We start from the raw sequence: 19,837 nt of genomic DNA, 5'->3' as shown, positions 1-19,837 counted from the left end.
GGCAAACAGGATTTTTGCTTATCCTATCGTAATACTTATTTACAGGAATAAATCCTCACTTCAAAGATCCCTGCTTCCCTGCTTCCATATGTAGAAATTGGGCTGATCCTGATGGTGTCTCCTACCGTACCGCCTATTAAGAGCTGCTGAAGTCTCTGTCCATGGGACTGGGCCGCAATATGCTCCACAACTTCCCCTTCCAGAAGGATATCCACTTCATATTCTTTTAAAAGCTCCGACGGCGGCCCGGACTTCTGTCTGGATAGCACGCCCTGGTTTATGGAAGGAGTAATCTCCCTGCTTAAATTGGAATCCAGTACCAGACATATTTCCCGGATAGGCGTCTTCCCTGGCAGGGATAGGAGCAGGGAAGGGCGGTCTTCCATGGCTGCACGCCAGCAGTTTGACTCTTCAGCCACCGTTCTTGCCACTCCGTTTACCGCCTTTTCCGGCTCACATCCCGGAATATGGTGGGTCGCTGTCACCACTGCCTGCCTGGCGAAATCATCAGCATCCTGGTTGACAACAAAGGGGATATAGCAGCCATCCTTTAAAAGCTCCTGCTGCAGTTCCCCCACACAATCAAGGATTTCCCTCGGCCCCAGATTCCTTTTTACTGCCATGGAAGCGGCCGTACCTACCGCCTGACCAACGACCGCACAAGTTCCCATAACCCTTGTGGAGGAAAATGCCACATGGGAACAGCTGATTGCCCTGCCTCCTAAAAACAGGTTCCGGATGTTTTTTGAATACAAGCACCGGTAGGGTATGGAGTATATGCCGTTTACCTGGTTCCAGACCGTTGGATCATCGCTCTCATTTAAAAAGCCTTCTACCGTATGGATATCCATAGGCCAGCCCCCATAGGCTACGGCATCATCAAACCGGGTGCTCTCCAGACAATCCTTTTCTGTCAGAACATAATCTCCTATGAGCCGGCGGCTTTCTCTTTTTCCAGGCAGAAAGCCAACCCATTCCAGTTCCATACGCTCCGCACCGTGTTCTCCGCCGTTTTTAATATGATCCCATACTCCAAATACAGCCTTTAACAGATCATCCCGAAGCTCTTCCCCTTGGGAAATTACATCCCGTTCTCCGCCTCCCAGCTCGATCCACCAATACCCGGAGGTGACATCACTGTGATCCCTCAGCCTAAGCTGCTCCTCGGTATAGGTATTGGCCCAGAAAGGCTTTATAAAGGGCACCTCATGTCCCATGTCCCGAGCCTTGAACATGAGGGAATTTCCCATGGTATAGGGGTCTTCTTTTTCCGGAGCAAGGGACTCTCCATATTGGGAGCTGCTTTCCCTTCCAATCCGGTACTCCGCTCCCGCCTTAGCCCCCAGAACGCCGTCACCCGTGGCATCCAAAAACTGAGTACCGAAAATGCGGAACGTTTTCTCGGTTGTCATCTGCAGAGCACATACCGCCTCGATCCTGTCACCATCGCACAAGACCTCCGTCATATGAGTATTTAAATAAAGGGTCAGGTTTTCCTGATAATGAATCTTTTCCCATAGAACGGAATCAAAAATCGGATACACCATCTCTGGATTTCTCCGCTTGTTTTCCAGAAGTATTTCTTCTATTATTCCGGTTTCACGGGCATTTGAAACCGCCATGTGATGGTCTGCCCCACAGATATGCATCCGGATTTCGGAGCTGGCATTGCCGCCTAAAACAGGCCTGTCGTGGATCAAGGCCGTTTTCGCACCTCTTCTTGCGGCAGCAATGGCCGCGCAGATGCCGGACATACCGCCTCCGACTACGACAAAGTCATAATGATATGTGTTCACGGATTCACCCCCAATTCCATAAGGCGGCTCTGAATCTTTTTCACTTCAAGGTCTCTGGGCACTGTTTCAGAAGCGGCGCACATGGCTGCTGCAATCCCCACCGCCTGCCCCATATTGGCGCAGATCGGCATGACCCGGTAATTGGAATGGGCCATGTGGGTTCCTGAAATATTTCTTCCCGCCAGATACAGATTGTCAATTTCCAATGGTACGAAACAGCCGTAAGGGATGGTATACCCTTTTGTCTGAGGAAAATGCTTTTGACTGCCGGTTTCGTCTAGGCCATTGCCGGTTAAATTGTGTACATCAAAATTAAAGCAGGCCTTTGCCACCACCCAGTTGTCAAATACCCTGGCCTCCAGGATATCCTGCGGACGAATGGTCTCCACTCCCTTAAAATGCCTTGTTTCCCTGATTCCTACCAGGGATGCAGAGCTGATGATATAACAGTTTTCAAAGCCCGGTACATATTTTCTAAGGAAAGCAACTATTTTCTCCATCTGCTCTCTGCATACAAGGGTTGCCTTCGTCAGATCCTCGGCATTTGTACCGTCCACTCCGGTACAGTTGGTCATATTGCAGGTGACCACTCCCGGAAGCGTTGTCTTGTAAAGGAGCACATGTCCCGCAGGCTCTGGCAGATGCTTCTTCCCCAGCTCCTGTAAATCCCCGTCGGGAAGGTCAAAGCTTTCTTCAAAGCCGCCGGGAAAAACACCTCTCTCCTCATCAACGCCTGCCACCTTAAACATGATTGTAGCCGGCTGCATGAGTCCGTCGCCTTCTCTGCCCTTAAAATAGGGAGCCCCGGCCTTTGCCGCTATGTCACCATCACCTGTAGCGTCAATGACGATCTTCGCAAGAACAGCCTCCCTGCCAGACTTGCTTTCCAGGATCGCTCCCTTGATCACATTCCCCTCCATAATAACATCACTGGCAAAAGTATACAGCCTGAGACTTACCCCTGCCTCCATAAGCATGCGGAGAAAAACCGTCTTTAAGCGCTCAGGATTAATGATCTGCCGTCCTTCCCCGGAAAACTCTGCCGAACGGCTCAGGATTTCCTCGTAAAATCCCCCTTCCGTGCTTCCCGTCCAGTGGCTCATAAGTCCTGCCGTGGCAATTCCTCCCACATCTCCTGCCTGCTCCACCAGCATGGTCACAGCGCCTTCTCTTGCCGCTGCAACCGCTGCCCCGATTCCTGCCGGTCCTCCCCCCAGCACCAGCACATCCACCTCACGTATTACAGGTATCTCTCTCTTATTTTCCGTTATATATTTCATATCCTCAACCTTATCCTTTCACTGCACCAGCCACCAAGCCCTTGACAAGAAACTTCTGCCCCAGTAAAAATACGAGAAAAGCCGGAATCAGGGCAGAGGCCGCTGCTGCCATGACCAGATTATACTCCGTCACACTCTCTTCTATAAAATTCGTAAGGGCAATAGGAATTGTATACAATCGCCAATCGCTTAAAAATACCAATGGCTCCAGATAACTGTTCCAGTTCCACAGGAACACCACCATTGCAAGAGATGCCATATTAGGCTTAGCAATAGGAACCATGATCTTTAACCATATGAGAAACTCGTGGGCCCCATCTACCCTTGCCGACTCTCTCAGTTCATCCGGAATCTGCATAAAATACTGGCGCATGAGAAATGTGCCTGTAATGGTAATCAGCCCCGGAAGAATAAGGGTTAAATGGGTTCCGGTGAGCCCCATTTTATTAAACATAACAAACTTGGGGATCAGGGTCACCTGACTGGGGATCATCATGGTGGCCAGATAGATCAGGAAGAGGATATTCCGTCCTCTGAACTTTATTTTAGCAAAGGCATACCCTGCCAGAGTGCTGGTAAGCACTGATCCCGTCAGATTGATGACGGCGATCTTTATGGAGTTCCAATATGCTAGGCCGAAATGGTAATCCCTGACTGCCAGGCCTCCCACATTCCACACTTTCTTGTAATTATCAGGATAAAAATATTTTGGTATCCATTCAATCGGAAGCTTCATGACATCCAGAGGAAGCTTCATTGATGCCGAAAGCATCCATAAAAACGGGGTGACCATGGAGACAGCCAGAGCCCCTATGACTACGGTAAATAGGACCCTAAGGATGATCCGTTGATGTTTCTTCATTCCAGGCGCCACCTTTCTTCTTTATTGCCCATGTCCTTTGGGCATACAGGTATACCCGCAGGGTGTTTCTTCTTTATTGCCCATGCCCCTTGGGCATATAGGTATACCCGCAGGGTGTTTTCTTAATAGCTGACCCATTTTTTCTGCCCCGCCCATTGGAACATGGTTATGCCAAAGAGGATCAAGAACAATATCCACGACATGGCGGAAGCATATCCCATCTTGTAGAAGGTAAAGGCCGAAGTGTAAATATAGTAAACCAATACATTGGTGGCCGTTCCGGGGCCGCCTCTTGTCATGATCTGAATAGGCGCAAACACCTGGAACGAAGTGATGAACGTAGTAATGATCAGGAAAAATGTAGTAGGCGATAAAAACGGGATCGTGAGCTTAAAGAATTTCTGAACCTCTCCTGCTCCGTCAATATCCGCCGCCTCATAAACATCCTGAGGAAGTCCCTGAAGTGCCGATGTATAGATCATATTGGCATATCCCACTCCTGACCATACGGTCATAAGCATCAGCGCGGGCAAAGCCCAGGTTGTATCTCCAAGCCACTGAGGAGGATTCTCCACTCCAAATAACTTCACCATCTGGGTAAATGGCCCCCAGGGGGAATACATCATCACCCAAACAATGGCAACCGCTACGATATTGGATATGTAGGGCATAAAAAGCGCCAGCCTCATGGGAAGTCTGGCAACGCAGTATTTATCAATGATGACCGCTAACACCAGTGCCAGAAAAACGGTCACCGGTACCACTCCAACCGCAAAAATGATGGTGTTAATCAGGGAACTGGTAAACCATCCATCCTGCCACATGTCAATAAAATTTTTAAGTCCGATAAAATCCCAGTTGCCGATCCCTTTGGTATAATCCCAGTTCGTAAAGCTGATGATCAGAGAAAAGATCATGGGAAATAAGGTAAAAAGGCATACACCGATAATATTGGGCAGAATGAAAGCATAGCCGGTTAGATCCACCTTTAACTGTCTGCTAAGCCTGATTTTCTTCATGTTCAGTGGTTCCCTCCTTTCTTCTTTTTATTATCCCGGGGCTGCGTAATGGAACCAGCAGCCCCAGGGAATTTTTCTCTGATTATTTCTGCAAAAGCTCATCAGCTCTGGCTTTGGCTTTATTCATACCTTCCTCCGCCGTCTGCTTTCCGATAAATATCCCTTCCAGTTCTTCCACCGCGATTTTCTTTACCTCTGCAATATGGTTGGTGATGGAAGGTACCGCGTAATTGTCTGCCGGTGTTATAAGGATCTTCTGGGTAGTTTCCGCATCTAAATAATCCTCGGCTCCCATGACAAACGCCTCTGTTACCTCAAGGGCATTATAAGTATTGGAAGCCGGCACCCGGCCTCCTTCCACTACGGGAAGCATTCCCTCGTTAGCGTACCATTTTGCAAATTCCCATGCTGCCTCAATGTTCTGGGACTTTGGATTGATGCACAAATGGTCGCCATAGCCTCCCTGGGTATAATTTCTCTGTCCTTTTTCCACCACAGGATAAGGAGCAAATGCCGTCTTAAAGTCATGGGGATAACTGGCCTGGTCCTTAACGCTTCTTACAATCCACGGGCCCACCGTCATCGCAGATTTTCCGGTCAGGAACATGCTTTCCTGAGACAGCTTTTGGGTCACAGAATCCGTATGAGTAGGAGATGTTTTATCCACATTCATCATGTTATTGATCAGCTCAACGGATTTAAGCACTACAGGATCATCAAAGCTGGTTTCCTTGTCATTTTTATACATAGGATCTCCGCCGCTTGTCTGGGCCACCAGGTAAGTGAAAAGATAGGTCAGATCCTGCTGGGAATTCCAAAACATGCCGTATACCTTATCCTGACCTTCTCCATGAGTAAGCTTTTTGGCGATCTCACGGAATTCGTCAAATGTCCATTCCGTAGGAATCTCAATCCCGGCTGCTTCAAACATGTCTTCATTTAAAACGATTCCATACTGATCCAGCTTTGTAGGAATGGAATAAGGCTTTCCGTTTATGTAATACGCCTCTGCCAGGGTCCCGAAATATTTTGTCAGTTGGAAATCATCACGGGCAATCAGTTCCGAAAGATCCAGTGCCATGTTACCTTCCGCGCGCTTTGTCAGAACATCGGTGCTGTATGTCATATAAAGGTCCACACCGTCTCCTGAGAGAAGATTTGTTTCCAGCTTTAAATTTCCCGTATCATCATTTACAAACCGTTCGTACTCTACCTGTATCCCTTTGTCCTTGTAGAGCTGGTTAAAATTATCACAAACAGCCTGAGGACCAGCTTCCGCAGGAACGCCTCCCCACATCCGCAAAACTACAGGTTCTCCATTTCCTGCTTTTGGCGCTTCTGTTTTTGATTCATCTGTTTTAGCCGTCTCCGCAGACGCAGTTACCTGTTCTGTTTTCTGGCCGCTCTGGCAGCCGGCCATCACTGACATTGCCATTAGAGATGCCATGCCGAGTGCCCCTAACTTTTTCCACTTTCTCATTATACCTTCCTCCAATAGTTTTGATTTCTTTTATACTATAGCAAAAACAGCAGACAAGTGATATCCCTCTGTCTGCTGTCTTTCTTTCAATTCTTTCGATTTCCGGCTTCACTGGTTTCTTCTTTTGCCAATACTTTAAAATCCTGCTATTTTTCTTTCAGATTCTGCTATTATCCTCCGCTTTCTTTAACCAAGCCTGGCGATATTCCAAAGGAGACTGTCCCACACTCTTTTTAAACTGCGTGCTGAAATAATTGGGATTAAAGATTCCAACCTCATCTGCAATCTCATTTACCTTTAAATCGCTGCTTTCCAGTAAGTATCTGGCATGCTCCATTCTCACCCGGTATACATATTCCAAAAAGCTAATCCCTTCCTCCTTTTTAAATACGTGGGAAAAATAACTGCCGCTCATGTTCACCATTGCCGCAATTTCTGCAACCTGCAGTTCTTCCTTCATATGACTTCGGACAAAACTCTTTGCTTCGGCAACCTCTTTTCTCAATATTCTGCCGCTGTTTGATTCATACTCCTTTTTATACTGTTCCAACAATTCCAATACGGATTGCCTGATTTTTTCAAGATATGTATAATCATTGATGGAAGCCTCCATGTTTATTCCGTTCTTATCCAGGAACAGATCTATATCAGCTCTGCTGCGGGCAAAGGAGGCTGCCAGGGTTCCATAGGCCTTTCTCAGAAGATAACGGATTTCCTCAGGCTCCCACCGGTTCTTTTCTTTCAGGAATTCAAATAAGTCCTCCAGAAACTTCCTCATCCCGAAAAAGTCGTGTTCCGCCGCCAGACGTTCTAAAACAGAGCTGTGAAACTCGGCCGGAAGAACCGCCTCTTCCTTAACGCTCCTCTCGTATGGATGAAGCTTTCCAGGTTCTGAAAAAAAACGCATGTTTAATGTACCCCGGTTCTGAGCAATGGCCTCCTTTAACGCTTTGATCCCAGTACATTCCCTGCTCAATGCTCCGCTTACCTCCAGACCGTAATACTGTCTGGCGCAGCTGGAAAAGATGCCAAACTCCTTCTCCATTGCTGTAAAAAAGGTCTTATGATCCTGATTTTCTTCCAGGTTTACTGCCACGGCAAAATCATATTCCCCATATTGGAACACTTCTGCACGGTGATGGCGGTTGAACAATTCACTAAGGATATTTTCCATGGTAAATATCAGGAGCTCCAAATCCATAAAATCCCCCTTTTTTCTTACCACCTTAAAATCATCGATGGTAATGGAGAGGATATGGAACGGATGGTCAAAATTTACGGAAAGAGGCAGCCTCATCAGTTCCTCTAAATATTTCTTCAAAAAGGTTTCAGAGTTTAAAATTCTTTTAAACAGTCCCCTCTTTATGACTTCCAAATTGCGTTCCGCCAGTGCAGAGGTTTCCTGGACTGTATCGGTCCCTTTCCCTGAGGAGGTGGCTTCATCCATGATTTTCAGCAGTTCCTCCGGCTTCACCGTCAATTTAAAAACATAATCAAACGCCCCCATTTTCATGGCATTTCTTACATTGTCAAAATCATTATAGCTGCTTAAGACAACAAACTGGATGTAAGGATATTTTTCCCTGCACTCAGAGATCAGCTCAAAGCCATCCACCGGGCTCATCTTTAAATCCGTAAGAACGATATCCGGCTGGTACTGTCTGATCTTTTGAAGTGCCTCTTCCCCATCCGATGCATCACAGACAATCTGGTATCCATAGTTTTCCCATTTGATCAATGACTGGATTCCCAGGCGCACCAAAACCTCATCATCTACAATCATCACCCTTTTCATCCCCTGATTTCTCCTCTCTGATTACCGGAAGTGTGAACAATACCACCGTCCCTCTTGTTTTAAGACTTTCTATGGTCAGCCCATACTCATTGCCGAAGGTAATTCGGATATACTCATCCACATTCTTGATTCCGATGCCTGTCAGCTTGCTTTCCTTTATCCGGCCTTCTCTGGAGGCCTCAAATTGCCTGATAACATTAGGGGAAATACCTACTCCGTCATCCTCCACATATATGTTAAGGCTGTCCACCTCTGCAGATCCGTAAATCCGGATCAGGATTTCTTCCCTTTCCTTGTCATATCCATGTATGATAGCATTTTCTACAATGGGCTGAAGGATAAATTTAGCTGTTTTCAAATTCAGAATGTCTTCCTCAAGTTCCATTTCCAGCCTGCAGTGATTTCCGTAGCGGCAGTTTTGGATATAAAGATAATTCCTGATATTCTCCACCTCTTCCGCCACCGTTACCAGGCAGTTTTCCCTGCTCATGCTGTATTTTAATATATGGGCCAAAGCATCAATTCCATCTACGATATTATCCGCACCTCTTATGATCGCCATCCAGCGGATAGTAGACAGGGTATTGAATAGAAAATGGGGATTTAACTGTGCCCGCAAAGACTCATACCGGTATTTTTCCTTTATCTCGTGCTCATTTTTAAGCTCTTCAAACAAATGGCGGATGTTAATGGACATTTGCCGGAAGGAGCGGTTTAACTGGCCGATCTCATCGGACCGCTTCATATCGATATCTTTCAAATCCATATCCAGCGTGTAATTTTCCATTTGGCCGCTGAGTTTTACAATGGGCTTAACCAGCATCCTGATGGAAAGATACAGAATTAAGACAAGCGCGCATATGACGATCAGGATGATCAGATTCATCCTGCTCCCGATCATTTCCACCTGATTGGTCACTTCCTGATAATTGGTGAAATGAAAGACTTTCATCTGCTGATCGTTAAACACCCACGGCTTTGGTATGGTGTAATAGCTTATAAGAAAGTTTCCTCCTGCAGACTGATACCGCAGGCTCCCGCTTTTTTTCTTCTCCGTCTCCCGGAACAGATTCCTTATATCCTCTTCATGAATGAGCCCCTGGGTGTCATTCTGCATTAGCACAGTTCCTTCTCCCACACAGACATAGGCCATGTCACCGGCATAGGCGTATTCCATCAAAAGGTCGCTGAATTTTTTCTGGTCAATGCTGATGATAAGCGTTCCTATGACATTACCCGTTGTATAATCATTGAGCAGGGATTTTGCCAGAGAAATGTAGGTCTGATCTTTCTGTTCCCCAATAATATAGGCCGGATTAAACATTGCCCATACAATATGCCCATTGTTCTCCCTGCTCTTTTTCACCCAATCCTGATCCAGGAGAAACTGGTAATCCTGGTAATTCATGCTCCAGTTGGAGTATATCCTGCTGTAATCATCAAACAGAATGATCTTCATATCCTGAACGAAGTCAAATCCGCTGGCAATGCTCAGCTTATGTATCATCTGGTCAAAATACTTCGTGTTTTCATATTCAGACGTATTGGAATCTGTAATACGCCTTTGCAGTTCTTCGTCATATACAAAGACGTTGGTCAAAGCGGCTATGTTTTGTAAATTATCGCAGATATTCCGTTCTCCCCTTGAAATGTTCTGAATAACTTTTTCACTCAGCTTTTCCTGGATAAAATGTTCCATGCTGACGCGTACGTAAATACAGGTTCCTGCCAAAGGCATGACCACACATAGCAGTAACAATAGAAACATCCGAACAGATAATTTAGAAGGCTTTTTCATCCCTTTTCCTCTTTCCGGTATCATTTATATGAAGCTCCATATATCCGTCGCAATGAGCGTTTGAAAATATGGCAATTTTTATTATAGCAAATATTTTATTTCCTGCAAAGATGGGCATTTTTTTAAATATGATAACATATCTTAAAACCCTCTTGGTATTTTCGCTTCAAATCCCGTATATTTTAATTGATTTTATTTCAGTTTTTAAATAGTTTTTTCAATGTGTCCATAACCTGTAATATCCAGCCGCACTCCGGCGAATGCTTTATCTGTTCCTTTTTGTTCATACGCCCTCGTCCATTTCCACGAAAGAGCATAATAAATGGGACGCGTTATTTTTAACTGCGTCCCGTCTTACTTTTCCCGTTACCTGACTTCCAATAAAGAGTTTGTTTTACTGGATTTCTTAGTGTTTTTTATTCAATTAGTATAACAGTTAACTTGCTAATCCAGATTCTCTTTAATTTTATAATTGTTTTTATGATGTAAATTTCGGGAACATTATGCCTGTCATCTACAAAATAGTCAAACAGCATATGAACAGCCTTGTATCCTTGGGTCCATGGATCCTGGCAAAGAGTAAAATAAAAACTCCCTGATACATAAACTGACGTACGGTCTCCACATCGTCAAAACTTATTACATGCGCACTTGCAAGGATAGCCGTAATGGCCAAGTAGGCGCAACGGAAGGCATTTACTTTCATGCATGAGCTATATCATTTAATTATTTTACTGCAATTGCTTCAATTTCTATCTTTGCATCTTTTGGTAGTTTTGCTACCTGGAATGCTGCTCTTGCCGGAAAAGGAGCCGCAAAATATTTTGCGTACATTTCATTCATGGCTGCAAAATCCTCCATATCCTTTAAATAAACAGTTGTCTTTACAACATCAGACATGGTATATCCAACTTTTTCTAAAATTGCTTTTATATTTTCCAGAGACTGTTTTGTATTTGCTGTAATATTATCATCTGAGAAATCACCTGTATTGGGATCAATCGGAATCTGACCTGATACGAAAATCATACCATTTGACAGAATCGCCTGAGAATAAGGTCCAATAGCTTTTGGTGCAAATTCTGTTTCAACACTTTGTTTATTCACTTCTATATCCTCCTAATAAAATTTATTCTGAAGACTGCGTTCTTCATTCGTATTTATATACCTATGCTAATACACGATATTTTCTCCGTGCTTCTATCTGCCGTCCACCATATAACACGACAAACAATACAATACCAATCGCTGAATGAACAAAAAATGGAGTGATTGCTAATACAATTACAACCAGATAGCCTATTCTTTCAAATATAGTAATCCTGGATTCAACATATCCCTGTAGCAGGCAGGCCAGTGAATAGCAAATTACGATACTAGATAAAATAGTCATCAATGTTTGGAAACTAAAGGTTAAGGTTACATAATCCGTATTCAGAACGAATGCAAATGGAAGGATAAATCCAGTTATACCAAGCTTTACAGCAGTCAATCCAACCTTCATCGGATTTTCTTCTGCTATACCAGCCGCCGCATACGATGCAACGGCCACGGGGGGAGTAATAGCAGAAAGTGAGGCAAAATACATCAGGAACAAGTGTGCTGGTAAAAGAGGTACTCCTAAACCGACTAAAGCCGGTGCAATTGCTGTTGCACATACGATGTATGCAGCAGTGGTCGGAAGCCCCATTCCAAGTACCGCACATACAAGCATAGCCAGTATAAGACTGGGAATTAAAGAATTTCCTCCCATCTGAACGATAAAGTTAGAAAATTTAAGGCCAAGTCCTGTAAGAGAGAAAACTGCCACAACGATTCCTGCTGTTGCACAAGCACCTACAACGGAACACAAGGACTTTCCTGCACTTACTGCTCCATCTATCATATCCTGCAATTTCATGCGATTTTTTCCGTCCAATAATCCCAAAATAATAATAGATGCTGTTGCAAAAATAGCTGCCTTCATTGGAGTTGTTTTAAGTACAAGCATCATGAATAGAAGAACTGCAACAGGAACAAATAATTTCATACCACGCTTTAAGGATTCGCCTAAATCTGGTATTTCACTTTCATCCAAACCTTTAATACCATATTTTACTGCTTCTAAGTCCACCATTTTCATTAAACAGAAGTAGTACATAAATGCTGGAAGCAATGCTGAGATACAAACAGTTGCATACTGTACGCCAGTAACATCTGCTAACACAAATGCTGCTGCACCCATAATGGGAGGCATAATCTGACCACCAGTAGATGCTACTGCTTCGACCGCTCCAGCTACATCTTTTCGATATCCACTTCGCTTCATAAGTGGTATAGTAAATGCACCGGTACTAACTACGTTGGCTACACAACTACCAGAAATTGTACCAAAAAAGGCACTGGCAATAACCGCCATTTTCGCGGGTCCGCCACGTTTTTTTCCAGCCAATGCAGTTGCAATATTTTGAAAAATCTCATCCGCACCAGATACATTAAGAAACGCAGCAAATAATAAAAACAGGTACACATTTGTTGCAGAAGTTCCAATCGGTGTACCATATACACCTCTATCACTAAAAATTGCCAGTACAACTCTCTGCATGGAATAACCTCTATGACCAAATAGCCCCGGTATCTTATTACCAAAGAGAGCATAAATTATAGCAACAATTGCGATAAGAGGAAGCACATTTCCAAGAACTCGCCTCCCTGCCTCTAATACAATCAGGGTAATGATAATGCCGAATACAAACAGCTGATTATTTAGTTTATTGTTTTGCATATTAAACACATAAGACTCATAGTTAATAATTACGTAACCACTTACAACGATGGTAAGAATAATTAAGGTCCAATCTGCAACGCGGCAGGCCATTTGAATGGAGGGAGATAACTCTTTTCCCTTTCCCAACGGATTCGTCAGAAAAATAAAGAACAGGCCCAAAAACAAATGCCATGCATAAAATAAGATACTAGGCATTGTAAAGAAAGTATAATTGCCTACATGAATCACTACCGCAAAGAGTGCTAAAGCTATTATCATAGTTTTATTAATTTTTTGGTATTTCATTTTTTCCCCACCAATCTTTAGTTTTCTATTCAACATACTCCTCGGGAATTAACTCTGCTGGTATATCTGATCCGATTTCCTTTAAATACTGAACAGTCCCTGCATGTAGAGGAATGTTAAAGTACTTACAATATTCAGGAACAGCATGAGTTAAACTTTTATGTATTTCAACTAACTCCGGATTGCTTTCAAATAACGTTTTTGTAAGAAGATAACCGTACTCCTGAGATACATCAGTACTTCCGACTAACATGTTCCACTCAGTTACAACAGGCAGATCCTCTGTTATGCCTTTATAAGAACCTGCTGGCAGCACATCCGGACTATAAAACGGAAACATATCTGTTAACTGCTTTTGCTCTTCTTCTGTTAGCCCAATAAAGCCCAAATCTTGTGTAGCTTCCAATTCTGTAATGGAGGAAAATGGAGGATAAGAGAACATAACCGCCGCATCTAACTGGCCATCTCCTACTGCTGATGCTGTAGCTCCAAAACCGTCATTATAAATCGAAGAAGGTTTAATTCCCATCTCATCAAACGCCTGACGAAGTACACTGTCCATCGCCGCTCCCTTAGAGCCCAAACCAATAATTCTGCCATTCAAATCTGTTAAAGTGTTAATATTGGCAGATTTTAATGAATACATTGTCATGTAAGAAGGATATAACGGTACCATTCCTCTAACTTTATCAAGTGGCTCTCCGGTGATACTCGGATCAAGTGTTGAGGTCATTGCAATACCGATTTCTGCTTCACCGTTTTGTATCATGGTAAGATTTGCTGTGGAACCTCCGGTTTCTTCTGCTGTAATAACAAAATAATCCGGAAGTTTATTATTTAATATGGTGGTAGCACCACCACCAATCAAATAGAAATTACCTCCTGAAGAACCAGTTCCTAAGGAATACCGCAGCGGTGATGACGGTTTTTGAATGTTTCCATGATCTGCTGCTCCTGAGCTGGAATTATCTGCTTTATCTGCTACAGCTGCGGTTGTTCCTCCTCCTGAATTCTCGCTACATGCAGTTAATAAAATACCTAATGCTAACGAAAGTGCGACTAATCTTATTATCTTCATCATAACCTCCCAATTAATTATTGTTTTTTAATGGCACCATAAAAACGCGAAGCGAACGAAATGCCTTCCCACATTTAAGCCCTCCTCCATACACATGTCCCCCTGCAATGGCACAGCTTGCATGAATATGGACAAACAGTGGACTGTTTTTGTCAGGATATACTGACTCCAATTCCGGATCCATCTTCTCCCTTCTCATAATTTCTCCACTAAAAGATAAGATTTCAGCAGCTCCGAAGCACGGAGTAACGCCTGTCCTTAGCGGCAGCCTATTCTCAATCGGAGACGTAAAGCTGATATCTTGCACAGATCCCACTGCTCCTATTACGCTCACTTCTTCCCAATCCTTTTTTAACACAAATTCCGTAATTGCTTCACGAATATCCTCCCCTCCCGGAATTATGACATCATATAATTTTGCCATTTCTTCACTGCCTTTCTACCATCTTAATCGCTTGACTGGCCGCAATCAAAACCGGATCGTATACAGGTGCAACCGGTGGTGCATAGACCAAATCCAGTTCACTGATTTGTGTCACCGTCATTCCACAGGTAATAGCAGCTGCAAATACATTGATTCTTCCTGCTACACTCTCACTTCCGATACCTTGGGCTCCTAAGAGGCGTCCTGTACTTTTATCTAAGATAAGGCAAATCTTATTGTCTTTTCCTCCCGGATAATAGGAGGCCTTATCTGCTTTGGTGATAATTGATATTGCAGGATTCAACCCTGCCTGTTTTGCCTGTTCTGCAGAAAGACCGGTGGCAGCAATCGTTAAATCAAATACTTTGGTTACCATTGATCCTAGCACACCAGGGAAAATCTCTTTTCCACCTGCCAAATTTTCCCCTGCAACTTTTCCTTGTTTGTTGGCAGTAGTCCCAAGCGGAACATAAGTCGGGCGCCCTGTGACCAGATGTTTCATCTGAACGCAATCTCCACAAGCCCAGATTGATAAATCGTTTGTCTGCATTCCATCATCAACGACGATTGCATCCTTTATGCCAAGCTCTAATTCCGCCGCTTTCGCTAAATCAGTAGCTGGCTTAACGCCAATTGACAATAGCACGAAATCAACATCCTGCCTCTCACCTTTTAAGGTCATTACCGCCTTTACATGACCATTTTCCGTTTGAAACTCGCCTACTTTTGTATTAAGATGAACTTTAACACCATTTTTTTCCAAATTCTCTTTTACTATATCAGAAAAATTGGCATCCAAAAATGGTAATAAACGGTCCATCATTTCATACAGATGGACTGATATGCCTCTTCTCATCAGTTCTTCCGCCATTTCAAGACCAATAAACCCTCCACCGATTATCGCAGCAATTTTCCCAGAAGTTAAAGCCCTTTCTTTTAAGATGATTCCATCTTCCACTGTTCTTAAATAATAAACACCATTTGAATGCACACCGGGAATCGACGGTTTTATCGGAACAGCACCGGTAGCAATTACAAGCTTATCATACATATAATTTCTAGTTTCTTTTGTATTCAAATTCATGACCGAAACGCTTTTCTTTTCCCGGTCAATTTTAGTTACTTCATGATGAGTGAAAGTGGAAATATTCCTTTTTATTGTCAGATCATTTGCAGAAATTGCAATCAAATCTTCCGGTTCATCAATTAAACCTCCCACAAAATAGGGTAATCCACATGCACCGTAACTTACATATCCGGACTTTTCGAATACTTTAATATCTAACTCCGGGTTTAAGCGCCTCGCTTTTGAAGCGGCGCTTAAACCTGCAGCAGTTCCTCCTATTACAATTAGTTTCTCTCCCATAGCTGTCTCCCTATTTCATCCCATACTTATCTATGACGCCCATCTCACCCATCATCGTCTCCAGTTCTGCCAGGCGGTTCCCGCCATATGCTTGATACGGCTTTCTTAAATGTCCTCCAGGCAAACCTAAGATATTAAGTGCAGCTTTGATAACAATAGGATTAGAAAAATCATAAAGTTTCTGCAATAATGGGAACCATTTGAAATAATCACGGCGGCAATCTTCCACAATTTCCATATTGGTCCATGGCCTGGAGTAAGAGGCCGCTTCTTCCGGAATAATATTTCCTCCAATATTAGCGGTACCAGTGCCACCTACTGCCAAAGTTGGAATAACAATTGAATATTTTGGATAATCACAGCACATAATTTTGATCTTATCTCCGCAAAGTCTCTGAACCTGAACTAATTGTTCTACACTTGGCATTGCCTCTTTATCAACAACAAAATTCGAATGGTTATCAGAGAGTTTTTTGATTGTTTCCGGCATAATCTGTACGCCTAATCTTGATGGATTATTGTAAATACCACAAGGTATGTCAACAGCACTCATACAAGTATTCAGATGTATATAAGCTGCTGTCTGCGGAATCAGTACATAAGGGGGGACTGTAAAGATTACACCATCTGCCCCTTCTTTTTCACAAAATTTTGCAAATTCTACGCTTTGATCCGTTGTCATTGCAGATGCACTAAAGAATACCGGAATTTTTCCCTTTGTCATTTTTATAACTTCTCGTACAATGTCCTGTTTCTCTTCCTGCGTTAGGAGGGTAACCTCTCCTGCGGAACCTAATACAAATAGCTGGGATGTACCATATTTTATTTGACGTTGGATTAAGGTATCAAACCCCTGATAATCAATTTTGTCATCCTCTGTAAATGGTGTGGGCATAGCTACCCAAGATCCTTGTAAATTTGTCATGAAAACTTTTCCTCTCTTTCAATTGAATATATCTCTTCACAAGTTATATGTGATAGGATTTCCTTAATTTTGGTGCTTTTTATATGTTTCCTTTTTTCCTCTTGAACCATCTTTATTTATTTCGTATACAATCCATATTTGTTTTTTGTTTTTTTATTATAAACGGTATATTCATATGCTTCAACATAAGAGTAAACAAAGTATATTTTACTAAAATGCAACATTTCACACATCAATTCAAAAACATTTCCCACAAAAAAGACACAACAAAAAAAGATCACAGACATCTCAGCCTATGATCTCAATATTATTTTTCCATTTTAGTTCAATTATCAGAATAATCTTTACATTTTGCAACATTAACCTGAATATTTCTATTTAAAATTCGTATAAACCCATCTGAACAAAGTTCATTTATTAACTTGTTAACAGTAACTCTAGCGCCTCCAACAATCGTACTCAATTCGTATTGTGTATAAGAGACCTTTAGTTTATACCACTTATTTTCGACTATTTCTGATGTATCTATAGTAGAACAAAAAAGTTTTTTCAGTCTGTCTTTACAGGAATTAAAGGTTAAATTAGCTATTTCATATCTCATTATCAGCATTTTTTTTGAATAACTTTCAAATACAGCATCACGAAATAACTTATTGTTGTCTAATAATTCTTGATAAATAGATGAAGGAATTTTATATAAGGTCGTCTTGATCTCTGTTTTAGAAAATAATCCAGTGGGTTCCTTAACCGAACAGGGTGTCTCTCCAAAGAACCAACCGTCACTTAATGTATAAAGAATTTTTTCGGCTCCGTCACTTCCCATCATGTAGTGTCGCGTTCTACCACTTTTAATGTATATGACTTCTTTTAAATATGTACCTGGCTCTAAAAAAATATGCCTAGCTGGATAAACACATTCTTTACCATATTGTTTTATCAGATCTTCAAGTTCTACATTCGGTTCAAGTGGTACCATTAGATTACCTGTATCAAAATTTATATCGTTCACCCCATTTCATATACATTAATTATATACAAAGTATACCATAGTTAATTTCTTTTAGCAACGTACTTTACCCTCAACATCTATGACATCAAATGGTCAGCTGGCAATCCCATCAGTGTCTTTTGGGGTATCAAAAAGAGAGGGGATTGAACACCTCTCTCTAAATTAGATTTAAAATAATCTGCCAGCATTGTTAAAACTTAAATACTCCAGGGCAGTTGAAACCAGTCTTTGATTTCTAGAGCTGTATACTTAATAATCAGAACACAGCCCCTGCCGGAATTCTATTTCGCTTTACTTAATCGAAACATTTTTTAAAACTTGAACAGCCTGTTTTGCTTTTTCCTCTGATGTCTGCCAAAGGGCATATTCATCTCTTTCAGGAAGCCCCATGCTACTTCCTGCTTTTCGATATGTCATCATGCTTCCCACCTCAATTTTTCCGGACATATGATAAGAGGTGATTCCGGTAAGAGGAATTAATTTATCCATTACTTCAGCATTAATCCCTCCTGCTGCCAGGATTTCGATTCTTCCTTCACTTTTCTCATAAAGCTCTTTTAACATCTCTCTGCCGTCCCATGCATTGCCACATTGTCCGCCAGTCAAAATGGTTTCCATTCCCAAAGAAACTGCCTGTTCCATCGTTTCCATTGGGTTTATGCAGGCATCATATGCTCTGTGAAGTGCAGTGTCCATGTCTCCGGCTAATTTTATCAGTTCGGACATTCTTCCCTCGTCCAGTCTGCCATCCGGCCTTAAAATTCCCATTACCACACCGTCAGCTCCCAACTCACGATACATCTGTACTTCTTCTTTTAATTGTTCAAATTCATAAGCATTATAACAATAATCACCGTATCTGGGACGCAGAAGGACACGGACTTTTATATCCGTATATTTTTTTACCAGCTTAAACAGCGCCATTCCAGGAGTCACACCGCCGATTACCAAATTGCTGCAAAGCTCAATCCTGTCTGCTCCTGCGTTATCCGCATTTACCGCAGACTGCACACAATCTGCACATACTTCTAATACCGAATGCTTCATAATAACCTCATACTCTCAGAATCATTATTTTACCAGAAACTCGCCTGCCTATTCTATCGCTGATATGCTTTGATCCATAACTTCTTTCCTTAAATAATCGTAATGGTAAATCACAGGCACTCTTTGTTTTTAAATATGCCAGATTCTATCTGCATATTTCTGTTCAAGAGTATTATTAAATTCTCTTCCTCCGTCAATATTAGCGCTCTTGTAAACCGGAGGCTCATATCCTTTTGCCATCATATCTTGTACCGCTTCATAAATCATTTGCTGCAGAAGAAGGCATGTGCTGAGTGAAGAGGTTCCGCAAACTTTGTAGTCCAACCCTTCAACTTCCAGGGCTGCATCCCCAAATGTGGAATGGTTATCCAAAACCACATCTGCGAACTCATATAAAAGCTTACCGGAAGAATGTCTGGAAGTTGAGCTTTTTGATACTTCCAGTGCAGTTACTACGATCAGCTTGTTGCCTTTTTTCTTTATGTAATCAGCCATTTCTATTGCGAATGGGTTTCTGCCGGAGTTAGAGATCAGAATGAAAATATCATTCTCTCCTATGTTCACCTGCCGCATTAAAAACGGAGCATTACCTTCCACACTCTCATACATTCCTTCCGCCTTGTCACGGATAAGCTTGCTTGGAATCAAGCCTCCTGCTCTTCCGCATACTTCAATTGCACCTGCATAGGAATGCCCGCTACCAAATGCCTGCAGGATTCCTCCGTTTCTGATAGAATCAGAAACTAATATAGCCGCCTCATGAATGTGCTCCTGTTCTGCTGCCTCCAGTTGTTCCATAATCTTTTTTGATTTGTTAAAAAACTCTAATCCCATAATATCTCTCCTAACTGTATCATTTAATTTATCCACCATTCCCTGACCGGAACATTTCTGCCCATTGCTGGA

At 42.6% G+C, this 19,837-nt stretch carries 16 protein-coding genes; all 16 read right to left on the bottom strand.

All coding sequences use genetic code 11. From position 1 onward, the window contains the following. Positions 1-35 precede the first annotated feature (35 nt). Positions 36-1,796 carry an FAD-dependent oxidoreductase gene (locus BMW45_RS21880; RefSeq protein WP_092248987.1) on the bottom strand — a complete coding sequence of 587 codons (1,761 nt, stop codon included), beginning with the start codon at positions 1,794-1,796 and terminating at the stop codon, positions 36-38. Further along, complete coding sequence (locus tag BMW45_RS21875) at positions 1,793-3,076, bottom strand: FAD-dependent oxidoreductase (protein WP_092248983.1); 1,284 nt, start codon at positions 3,074-3,076, stop codon at positions 1,793-1,795. Before BMW45_RS21875 ends, BMW45_RS21880 begins: the two co-directional genes overlap by 4 nt. Before the next feature lie 10 nt (positions 3,077-3,086). Continuing rightward, positions 3,087-3,938 carry a carbohydrate ABC transporter permease gene (locus BMW45_RS21870; protein WP_038281532.1) on the bottom strand — a complete coding sequence of 284 codons (852 nt, stop codon included), beginning with the start codon at positions 3,936-3,938 and terminating at the stop codon, positions 3,087-3,089. A gap of 122 nt (positions 3,939-4,060) precedes the next feature. Further along, positions 4,061-4,957, bottom strand: coding sequence for a carbohydrate ABC transporter permease (locus tag BMW45_RS21865; RefSeq protein ID WP_025232758.1), 897 nt, complete (start codon positions 4,955-4,957; stop codon positions 4,061-4,063). Positions 4,958-5,039: 82 nt separating this feature from the next. After that, on the bottom strand, positions 5,040-6,437 hold the full coding sequence (locus tag BMW45_RS21860) for an ABC transporter substrate-binding protein (protein WP_092248980.1): 1,398 nt from the start codon (positions 6,435-6,437) through the stop codon (positions 5,040-5,042). A gap of 157 nt (positions 6,438-6,594) precedes the next feature. After that, positions 6,595-8,232 (bottom strand): response regulator transcription factor, encoded by a 1,638-nt coding sequence (locus BMW45_RS21855; protein ID WP_092248977.1) that lies wholly within the window; start codon positions 8,230-8,232, stop codon positions 6,595-6,597. Then, positions 8,207-10,054, bottom strand: a complete 1,848-nt coding sequence (locus tag BMW45_RS21850; protein WP_242883209.1) for a cache domain-containing sensor histidine kinase — start codon at positions 10,052-10,054, stop codon at positions 8,207-8,209. The genes BMW45_RS21855 and BMW45_RS21850 overlap by 26 nt, the downstream gene beginning before the upstream one ends. Positions 10,055-10,756: 702 nt before the next feature. Beyond that, the gene (locus BMW45_RS21845) at positions 10,757-11,137 is read right to left on the bottom strand and encodes a Rid family detoxifying hydrolase (protein ID WP_092248970.1); all 381 of its coding nucleotides are present in this window, start codon (positions 11,135-11,137) and stop codon (positions 10,757-10,759) included. A gap of 61 nt (positions 11,138-11,198) precedes the next feature. After that, positions 11,199-13,082, bottom strand: coding sequence for a TRAP transporter permease (locus BMW45_RS21840; protein ID WP_242883208.1), 1,884 nt, complete (start codon positions 13,080-13,082; stop codon positions 11,199-11,201). Between the two features lie 25 nt (positions 13,083-13,107). Further along, positions 13,108-14,163 carry a TAXI family TRAP transporter solute-binding subunit gene (locus tag BMW45_RS21835; protein ID WP_029701685.1) on the bottom strand — a complete coding sequence of 352 codons (1,056 nt, stop codon included), beginning with the start codon at positions 14,161-14,163 and terminating at the stop codon, positions 13,108-13,110. Positions 14,164-14,173: 10 nt separating this feature from the next. Further along, positions 14,174-14,584, bottom strand: coding sequence for a PPC domain-containing DNA-binding protein (locus BMW45_RS21830; RefSeq protein WP_092248964.1), 411 nt, complete (start codon positions 14,582-14,584; stop codon positions 14,174-14,176). A gap of 4 nt (positions 14,585-14,588) precedes the next feature. After that, positions 14,589-15,950, bottom strand: a complete 1,362-nt coding sequence (locus BMW45_RS21825) for an FAD-dependent oxidoreductase (RefSeq protein WP_092248961.1) — start codon at positions 15,948-15,950, stop codon at positions 14,589-14,591. A 10-nt stretch (positions 15,951-15,960) separates the two neighbouring features. Further along, entirely contained in the window at positions 15,961-16,875 is a 915-nt protein-coding gene (locus tag BMW45_RS21820) for a dihydrodipicolinate synthase family protein (RefSeq protein WP_092248958.1), read from the bottom strand. Between the two features lie 325 nt (positions 16,876-17,200). After that, positions 17,201-17,851, bottom strand: coding sequence for a Crp/Fnr family transcriptional regulator (locus BMW45_RS21815; RefSeq protein WP_092248955.1), 651 nt, complete (start codon positions 17,849-17,851; stop codon positions 17,201-17,203). 324 nt (positions 17,852-18,175) lie between these two features. After that, positions 18,176-18,931 carry a copper homeostasis protein CutC gene (locus BMW45_RS21810; RefSeq protein ID WP_092248953.1) on the bottom strand — a complete coding sequence of 252 codons (756 nt, stop codon included), beginning with the start codon at positions 18,929-18,931 and terminating at the stop codon, positions 18,176-18,178. A gap of 129 nt (positions 18,932-19,060) precedes the next feature. After that, positions 19,061-19,765, bottom strand: coding sequence for an SIS domain-containing protein (locus tag BMW45_RS21805; RefSeq protein ID WP_092248951.1), 705 nt, complete (start codon positions 19,763-19,765; stop codon positions 19,061-19,063). Positions 19,766-19,837 lie beyond the last annotated feature (72 nt).

Source organism: Lacrimispora sphenoides, assembly GCF_900105215.1.
Classification (GTDB): domain Bacteria; phylum Bacillota; class Clostridia; order Lachnospirales; family Lachnospiraceae; genus Lacrimispora; species Lacrimispora sphenoides_A.
The sequence above is the reverse complement of the archived record's forward strand: the minus strand, read 5'-3'. Positions and strand labels throughout refer to the sequence as shown.

What these genes read in the sequence shown, in the direction of transcription:
- BMW45_RS21875 (WP_092248983.1), bottom strand. Translation starts at nt 3,076, where the DNA reads ATGAAATATATAACGGAAAATAAGAGAGAGATACCTGTAATACGTGAG.
- BMW45_RS21870 (WP_038281532.1), bottom strand. Translation starts at nt 3,938, where the DNA reads ATGAAGAAACATCAACGGATCATCCTTAGGGTCCTATTTACCGTAGTC.
- BMW45_RS21865 (WP_025232758.1), bottom strand. Translation starts at nt 4,957, where the DNA reads ATGAAGAAAATCAGGCTTAGCAGACAGTTAAAGGTGGATCTAACCGGC.
- BMW45_RS21860 (WP_092248980.1), bottom strand. Translation starts at nt 6,437, where the DNA reads ATGAGAAAGTGGAAAAAGTTAGGGGCACTCGGCATGGCATCTCTAATG.
- BMW45_RS21855 (WP_092248977.1), bottom strand. Translation starts at nt 8,232, where the DNA reads ATGAAAAGGGTGATGATTGTAGATGATGAGGTTTTGGTGCGCCTGGGA.
- BMW45_RS21850 (WP_242883209.1), bottom strand. Translation starts at nt 10,054, where the DNA reads ATGATACCGGAAAGAGGAAAAGGGATGAAAAAGCCTTCTAAATTATCT.
- BMW45_RS21840 (WP_242883208.1), bottom strand. Translation starts at nt 13,082, where the DNA reads ATGAAATACCAAAAAATTAATAAAACTATGATAATAGCTTTAGCACTC.
- BMW45_RS21835 (WP_029701685.1), bottom strand. Translation starts at nt 14,163, where the DNA reads ATGATGAAGATAATAAGATTAGTCGCACTTTCGTTAGCATTAGGTATT.
- BMW45_RS21830 (WP_092248964.1), bottom strand. Translation starts at nt 14,584, where the DNA reads ATGGCAAAATTATATGATGTCATAATTCCGGGAGGGGAGGATATTCGT.
- BMW45_RS21825 (WP_092248961.1), bottom strand. Translation starts at nt 15,950, where the DNA reads ATGGGAGAGAAACTAATTGTAATAGGAGGAACTGCTGCAGGTTTAAGC.
- BMW45_RS21820 (WP_092248958.1), bottom strand. Translation starts at nt 16,875, where the DNA reads ATGACAAATTTACAAGGATCTTGGGTAGCTATGCCCACACCATTTACA.
- BMW45_RS21815 (WP_092248955.1), bottom strand. Translation starts at nt 17,851, where the DNA reads ATGGTACCACTTGAACCGAATGTAGAACTTGAAGATCTGATAAAACAA.
- BMW45_RS21810 (WP_092248953.1), bottom strand. Translation starts at nt 18,931, where the DNA reads ATGAAGCATTCGGTATTAGAAGTATGTGCAGATTGTGTGCAGTCTGCG.
- BMW45_RS21805 (WP_092248951.1), bottom strand. Translation starts at nt 19,765, where the DNA reads ATGGGATTAGAGTTTTTTAACAAATCAAAAAAGATTATGGAACAACTG.